Below are 5,891 nucleotides of genomic sequence, written 5' to 3' on the forward strand. Positions count from 1 at the left end.
GCGCACGAACGCGCCGCCGCCGCGCACCGCCTCCTCGCCTCCCGGCCGCAGGACCTGCGCCTGTCCGACCCGGGCCGCAAGCTGATGTTCGACGACCGCCTCTACGAGCGCGGCGGCCTGACCGTCCACGCGCTCCGCTGCGCCCTGGGCGACCGGGCCTTCTTCCGCATGCTGCGCGACTGGGCCGTGGAGCACCGCCACGGCGTGGTGACCACGGCCGCCTTCACCGCGCACGCCGCCCGCTACGCGTCCCGGCCGACGGACGGCCTCTGCGCCGCCTGGCTGGACGAGCCGTCCCTCCCGCCGCTGCCGCCCCCGCCGCACGGTACCTGACGGCCCGTCCGCCGCCCCGCCCCGGGCCGCTGTCGGACCCGGGGCCTAGGCTGGGGGAACAGTCGGTGATCAAGGAGCGGTGCGGTGCGGATAGAGCGTCATCAGGTGGAGGAAGCGGCCGTCGCGGCGGCCCTGGAGGATTTCGACGACCGGTTCGGGGCACAGGTCCGCACGATGTCGCGGGGCGGGCGGATGGCCACCTACGAGTGGCAGCGGCTCGCCGAGGACCTCCTCGACCACCTGGGCGCGCTCTCCCTCGGGGCGCCCGCCCTCGACACCCCGCAGGCCCAGGCCTACCTGAAGGACGCGGCCGCGGCGGCCGCCGGCGCGGTCTCGTACGCCGCGTACAACACGTACGACTCCTTCAGCGTCTTCCTCGACCACGTGAACTTCGGGATGAGCTACCGGCCCGGCGGCGAGCGCGACGACCTGGACGGGGTCACCGCCTGGGAGTGGAACGACGCGTTCTGCCTCGCGGTCCTCGCCGACACCGTCACGGAGAACGGGGAGGCCTTCCACTTCGCCCGCCAGGAATGGGACGGGAACGCCCCGGGCGACCCCACGACGGAACTCGTCAAGGGATTCCTGGCCCAGGTCCTCGGGGACACCGGGGACGAGGAAGAGGAGTATCCGCCGAGCGACCGGGCGAAGCTCGCCGCCGTCGACGCCGGGCTGGAGCGGATCCGCGCCTGCGCGGCCGGAGCCGCCGGTGAGGGGCTCCTGGGGCGGCCCGACGCCATGGGGCTGCGGGTGCTGCGCGCCGTGGCCGCGGGCGACCGAGAGGCCTTCGACTCCGAGCTGGCCGCACTCCTGCTGCACCACAGCGCCCAGCCCGGCCCCCTCACCCGGCCGCGCACCCTCCTCCCGCTGCTGCCGCTCGCCTTGGCCGCGCTCGCCTACCGGACGCACGGCTGGCTGCCGGCGGCCGACACGGAGTACCTGCCGCGCACCCTGGTCACCGGCTTCGAGACGGCCTGAGGCCCGGCCCACCGGACGGCTCGCCCCGCCCCTCCGGCGCGGGCCGTCAGGCGGTGTCGACCAGGCGTTGGAGGCCCGGTGCGTACAGGTCGGCCAGGCGCTCGGCGCTCGCGTGCGCGCCCGCGCCGTCCGGGCGGTGCAGGCTCAGGGTCGCACCGAGTCCCAGCAGCTGCCCGGCGATCAGCTCGGCGCGCAGCGCCGCGTCCGGCCCCGTCAGGCGTCCGGCCAGCCGGTCGGTGACCTGCTCGCGGAACCGCGCCCGCAGCAGGGTGCGTTCGTCCTCGATGCCGAGGGAGAACACCACCCGCAGCAGCGGGTCCCCGCCGAAGCGGTCACGGAGTTCGACCATGGTCAGGACCAGGTGCCGCCCGAGCTCCGGCAGGGGGGCGGCGAACAGGGCGTCGGCGGCCGCCCCGAAGTCGGCGACCGTGTTGAACAGGGCCTCCTTGGTGCCGAACCGCTTCACGATCAGCGAGGGGCTCACCCCGGCGGCGGTGGCGATGCCCCGCATGGTCACCTCGGCGTACGGCTTGAGCGTGAACGCCCGGCGCGCGGCGCGGACGATGGCGTCCCGGCCGCTCCCCGTGCCCCCGGCGTCCTCGACGCTCGCGGTGGCGGATCCGTCGGTGGTGCTCATGCGCTCTCCCGGGCGGCGGTCACGGACGCTGACACCGAGACGGTACCGCCCCGCGCGCCCCGGCCGCTCGGGCGGTCCGAGGGCAGGAACAGCGTGGCGACCAGCGCGGCGAGCGCCGCCCCGGCGGCGATCAGGAAGATCAGCAGGTACGCGTGGAGGGTCGGGGCGGTGCGGCCGCCCGCCGTGAACGTCAGATGGGCCAGCACGGCGGCGACCACCGCGCTGCAGCAGGCCTGCCCGACGGACCGCATCAGCGTGTTCAGACCGTTGGCGGCGGCCGTCTCGCCCACCGGCACAGCCCGCATGACCAGGGCGGGCAGCGCCGAGTACGCGATCGCCGTGCCGGAGGAGACGACGGTGGCGCCGGCCACGATCAGCCAGAGGCTGTGGCTCGTGTAGAAGCGGACCACGTAGCCGACGGCCATGACGACGGCGGCCAGCGCCAGGGCCGTGCGCGGCCCGTACGTGGCGGAGATCCGCGCGGAGACCGGGGAGAGGGCGACCATCGCCAGGCCGCCGGGCAGCAGGCACAGGCCGCTGACCACGATGGACGCCCCGAGCCCGTACCCCGTGCTGGTGGGCTCCTGGACCATCTGGCCGGTGACGAGGGAGTTGGCGTAGAACGCGAAACCGATCAGCAGGGCCGCCACGTTGGTCAGCAGCACGGCCGGCCGCGCCGAGACCCGCAGGTCCACCATGGGGGAGCGGGTGCGCAGCTCGTAGCCGCCCCACAGCAGACCCGCGGCCAGCGACGCGCCGAGCAGGCCCAGGGTCCGCGCGGAGGTCCAGCCCCAGTCGGCGCCCTGGGTGATGGCGAGCAGCAGCCCGACGAGGAAGGCGGTCAGGCCGAGGGTTCCCCACAGGTCGAAGCGGCCCGGGGAGCGCACGGGGGACTCGGGGACGATCCACAGCACCAGGAGCAGGTCGGTCAGGCCGAGCGCGGCCGAGGCCCAGAACATCGTGTGCCAGTCGAAGTTCTCCATGACCACCGCGGCCACCGGCAGGCCGATGGCCGCCCCGATGCCGAGGGTCGAGCTCATCAGGGCGATCGAGGGCAGCACCCGCTCGGCGGGCAGCTCGTCGCGGATGATGCTGATGCCCAGCGGGATCACCGCGAGGGCCGCGCCCTGCAGGGCCCGGCCGGTGATCAGCACCCCGATGTGGGAGCTGACCGCGCACAGCACCGAGCCGAGGGTCAGCACGCCGAGCGAGGCCAGCAGGACCCGCCGCTTGCCGTACATGTCGCCGACGCGCCCCAGGACCGGGGTGAAGACGGCCCCGGTGAGGAGGGTGATGGTCACCAGCCAGCCGGCCGCCCCCGGGCTCGCGCCCGTCAGCGCGGGCACGTGCGGCAGCAGCGGGACCACGAGGGTCTGCATCACGGCGACGACCATGCCGCAGAAGGCGAGGACGGGGACGACGAGCCGGGCGTGGGCCGACGGACGGCCGGGGGCGGGTATCGCGGAGGGCATGCTGCTCCAGACGAGGGGGAGGGAGCGGGACACCGTGGGGGTGCACGATTGTTCACCCCCAGGGTAAACGACTGTGCACCCCTGCGTCCGCACCGCCGTGGCCCCTCACCCCGTAGCCGCTCCGGAGCCCTCCGCGCCCGCCGGCCGGCAGTAGCGCCGTGCCAGCTCCGCGTGCTGCGGGAACAGCGCCGCCAGCTCCTCCGGCCGCCCCAGCGTCATGTCGGCGAAGTCGAACCCCGGGGCCACCGCCTCGCTGATCAGGCCGTGGTCGCCGGCGGTGAGGTGCGAGGCCTTCCACACACCGCCGGGCACGGCCAGCGTCAGCACCTCGCCCCGCCCCGGGTCCTGTCCGAGCACGGCGGTCTCGTGCCGGCCGTCCGGGTGCAGCAGGTGGTAGGTGATCGGATCGCCGTGGTGGTGGAAGTGCAGGATGTCGGAACGGTTCAGGTGCCAGTGCCCCACCGGGGACCAGTGGGTGAGCAGGTAGTGGATCGACGTCAGGGTGAACCGGTCACCCGCCGGGGTCGCGATCGCGGGACGGTGGTCCGCCTGGAAGGTCCGACGGAAATACCCGCCCTCCACGTGCGGCTCCAGGGCGAGGGCGTCGATCCAGTCGTGTGCCGTGGGCACGGTTTCCTCCTCGGGTGGGGACCAGGTCGCTCGAGTATCGGACGCCCGCTCCCGGACGTCCCGTGGTTCCAGGGGGATTCGAGGACGGTTCCACCCGTAATGCGGTGGACATTTCCGGAACGACCGTAATCTCAGTTCCGTGCCCCGCCGCACGTCTCACCTGCGGGGCGCTCGACGGAGCGTCACCGAAATTCGAGCGGGTGGAACGGATGGGAATTCCTGTGGACCGAGAATCGAATGTCCTGACCGCCCCGCGCCCGGACCACCGCACCGGGTGGCCCGCCGAGGGCCCGGCGCCCTTCGCGGCGACGGCGGTCGAGGTGGCCGGCGACCCCGAGGACGGCCCGCACCTCCTGTACCGCGCCGCCCGGCGCCTGTGCGAGGCCGCGGGTCCCGATGCCGTGCTCACCCACGCCGGCGGGGAACTCACCGCCCGCCTCGAACCCGGCCTGCACGCGGCGATGTACGTCTCCACCGAGATGCGCCGCGACGGCGCCGGATCCCCCCTGCTGCGGCTGAACCTGCGCCTCTCGGGCCACGGCGGGACCCCCTCGCCGGCCTCGCTGGAGCACTGGGCCGAGATCTGGCACCGCCAGGCCCTCTCCGCGCACGAGGTGGTGCGCGTCGCGGGCGAGCTGCCGCTGATGAGCGCCGCCGTCGAACGGCTGCGTCCCGGCAGACCCCTCGAAGGGTTCGCGGTGCTGGTCACCGGCCACTTCCTCACCGACCTCGTCCACCTCGTCGGCTGCCTCGCCGAACTGGGCGCCCCGCTGGAGGCGATGACGGTCCTGCGCAAGGACTACGCCTACCAGTGGCGCCACCGCGTCCACGGCCACCTCGTCGAACAGGGCGTGCGCGTCGTCGACGCCGGGGACCCGGACGCCGTGCGCGAGCACACCGAACGGGCCCGCCGCAGGGGCCTGCGCTGCCTGGCCCTGGACGACGGCGGCTACGTCGCCCCCGCCCTGCTGGACCGGGCCCGCGCCGGCCAGGGCGCACCGGCCGGCGCGGGACAGTGGGCGGGGGTGGTGGAGCAGACCATGTCCGGGATCTACAAGCTCCAGGGCCGCGAGGCGGAGCTGCCCTTCCCGGTGTTCTCCGTGGCCCAGTCCCGCCTGAAGGGGCGCATCGAGTCGTACTGGATCGCCGAGAAGGCCGTCACCACGGCCCTGGACCTGCTGCCCGCCGTGAAGATAGAGGGCCAGCCCGCCCTGGTCGTCGGCTACGGCAACGTCGGCGCCCACATCGCCGCCCTGCTCACCCAGCGCCGGATGCGGGTCGCCGTCCACGACGCCGACATCCTCCAGCTCATCGACGCCCACGAGAGCGGCTACGTCACCGACCGGGACCTGCCCGCCCTGCTGGAGCGCCACCAGCCGCTGCTCGTCTTCGGCGTGACCGGCCGCACCAGCATGTCCACCCGGGAGTTCCGCGCCCTCGCCGGCCCCGCCTACCTGGCCAGCGTCAGCAGCCGCGACATCGAGTTCGACCTCCCCGCCCTGGAGGCCCTGGCCGACGGCGACCCCGTCGTCCGCCCCTGCTCGCGCACCCACCTGCTGCCCGGCGGCGTCGACGTCACCGTGCTGGCCGGCGGCCGGCCCGTCAACTTCCACGAGACGGACAGCATCAGCAACCTCCACTCCGACCTCGTCTACGCCGGCATGCTCACCGGAGCCTGCGCGGTCGCCACCCGGCCCGCGGCCCCCGGCCTCGACCGCTCCTGGGCCGACGCCGTGCTGGAGGAGTCCGGCCTCCTCCAGGACTACTACGACCGCTACGGCCCCCACGCCGCCCGCCGCCCGACGGCCCGGCGCCACTGACCGGGCGGGGCCGCGCGGCGT

Annotated in this window: 5 protein-coding genes and 1 pseudogene; 3 read left to right on the forward strand and 3 right to left on the reverse strand. The window is 74.5% G+C overall.

Going from position 1 to position 5,891, the window contains the following annotated elements:
• Window positions 1–333 (forward strand): annotated as a pseudogene (locus ACFVXK_RS32565) (M1 family peptidase); the annotation flags it as partial.
• An 84-nt stretch (window positions 334–417) separates the two neighbouring features.
• A complete protein-coding gene (locus ACFVXK_RS32570) occupies window positions 418–1,311 on the forward strand; it encodes an Imm49 family immunity protein (protein WP_389618909.1) in 894 nt (297 codons plus the stop codon).
• Between the two features lie 46 nt (window positions 1,312–1,357).
• On the opposite strand, the gene ACFVXK_RS32575 is transcribed toward ACFVXK_RS32570, so the two are convergent.
• From ACFVXK_RS32575 to ACFVXK_RS32585, 3 genes are all read right to left on the reverse strand, one after another.
• On the reverse strand, window positions 1,358–1,948 hold the full coding sequence (locus tag ACFVXK_RS32575) for a TetR family transcriptional regulator (RefSeq protein ID WP_389618912.1): 591 nt from the start codon (window positions 1,946–1,948) through the stop codon (window positions 1,358–1,360).
• The gene (locus tag ACFVXK_RS32580) at window positions 1,945–3,420 is read right to left on the reverse strand and encodes an MFS transporter (protein WP_389618915.1); all 1,476 of its coding nucleotides are present in this window, start codon (window positions 3,418–3,420) and stop codon (window positions 1,945–1,947) included. The genes ACFVXK_RS32575 and ACFVXK_RS32580 overlap by 4 nt, the downstream gene beginning before the upstream one ends.
• 105 nt (window positions 3,421–3,525) lie before the next feature.
• Window positions 3,526–4,050, reverse strand: coding sequence for a cupin domain-containing protein (locus tag ACFVXK_RS32585; protein WP_389618918.1), 525 nt, complete (start codon window positions 4,048–4,050; stop codon window positions 3,526–3,528).
• Window positions 4,051–4,271: 221 nt separating this feature from the next.
• Between ACFVXK_RS32585 and ACFVXK_RS32590 the strand changes: the two genes are divergently transcribed.
• Window positions 4,272–5,870 (forward strand): hypothetical protein, encoded by a 1,599-nt coding sequence (locus tag ACFVXK_RS32590; RefSeq protein ID WP_389618921.1) that lies wholly within the window; start codon window positions 4,272–4,274, stop codon window positions 5,868–5,870.
• The last annotated feature ends 21 nt before the right edge of the window (window positions 5,871–5,891 follow it).

Origin of the sequence: Streptomyces sp. NPDC058157, assembly GCF_042884105.1 — a bacterium.
In the GTDB taxonomy this organism is placed as follows: Bacteria; Actinomycetota; Actinomycetes; order Streptomycetales; family Streptomycetaceae; genus Streptomyces.